Annotated in this window: 1 protein-coding gene; it reads left to right on the forward strand. The window is 77.6% G+C overall.

Going from position 1 to position 1,338, the window contains the following annotated elements; all coding sequences use genetic code 11:
* On the forward strand, window positions 1–1,338 hold a 1,338-nt coding region (locus ACFV4F_RS43390; protein WP_380511582.1), incomplete at both ends, for an acyltransferase domain-containing protein.

The following is a 1,338-nucleotide window of genomic DNA, read 5'->3' on the forward strand; positions in this document are numbered from 1 at the left end:
AGGCGGAGGTGCTGCCGTTGCTGACGGACGGCGTCTCCATCGCCGCCGTCAACGGCCCGCGCGCCGTCGTCCTCTCCGGAGACGCCGACGCCGTCGAGCGCATCGCCGCCGGATTCGCCGCCGACGGACGCAGGACTAGGCGTTTGCGGGTGAGCCATGCGTTTCACTCCGTACACATGGACGCCATGCTCGACGACTTCGAGCGGACCGCCCGGGGCATCGCCTACGCCGCCCCGCGCATCCCGCTCGTGTCCAACCTGACCGGCGACGTCGTCACCGGCGGCACCGGGGCGGAGCTCGGGGCGCAGTACTGGGTGCGCCACGTCCGCGAGGCCGTCCGCTTCGCCGACGGCGTCGCCGCCCTCACCGCCCGCGGCGTGCGCCGCCACCTCGAACTCGGCCCGGACGGCGTGCTGTCCGCGCTCGTCCAGGCCAACACGGCCGAGGACGCCGACCCGGCCCGCCCGGTGGTCACCGCCACCGCGCTGCGCCACGGCCGCGACGAGCGCACGACCCTGCTCGCCGCCGTCGCCCGCCTGCACACCGACGGGCTCGCGCCGGACTGGGCGGCCGTCTTCGCCGGCACCGGCGCCCGCCGGGTCGACCTGCCCACCTACCCGTTCCAGCGCCAGCGCTACTGGCCCGAGCAGTCGTTCGCCTCGGCGGCGTCCCCGGCCGCGTCTCCGTCCGCCTCGGACGGGGAGTTCTGGACGGCGCTGCGCACCGCGTCCTTCGACGCGCTCGCCGGCACCCTGGACGTCGACGGCGACGCCCTCGCCCAGGTGCTCCCCGCGCTGCGCGACTGGCACGACCGGCGCGAGGAGCAGGCCGCCGTCGACGCCCGCCGCCGGCGGATCGTCTGGAAGCCGCTCGACCGGCCGCGCGCCGCGGCCCCGGCCGGCACCTGGCTCGCCGTCGTGCCCGCCGGCCACCGCGACCCGGCGTGGACCGACGAGGTCCTCGCCGCGCTCGGTGCGGACGCCGTCCGGCTGACCGTCGACGCCGACGCCGACCGGGCCGGCCTCGCCAAGCAGCTCGCCGAACTCCCCTACGCGGCCGAGGAGATCGCCGGGGTGGTGTCCCTCCTGGCGCTCGACGAGTCCGTGGACGGTTCCGTCCCCGCCGGGCTCGTCCGCACCGCCGCGCTGGTGCAGGCCCTCGGCGACGCCCGGATCGGCGCACCCCTGTGGTGCCTCACCCGGGACGCCGTCGCGGCCGCCCCCGGCGACCGCGTCACCGGCCTCGCCCAGGCGGCCGTCTGGGGCCTCGGCCGGGTCGCCGCGCTCGAACTCCCGCAGCGCTGGGGCGGGTTGATCGACCTGCCCGCGATCCTCGACC

Source organism: Kitasatospora sp. NPDC059722 (assembly GCF_042733235.1).
Lineage (GTDB): Bacteria > Actinomycetota > Actinomycetes > Streptomycetales > Streptomycetaceae > Kitasatospora.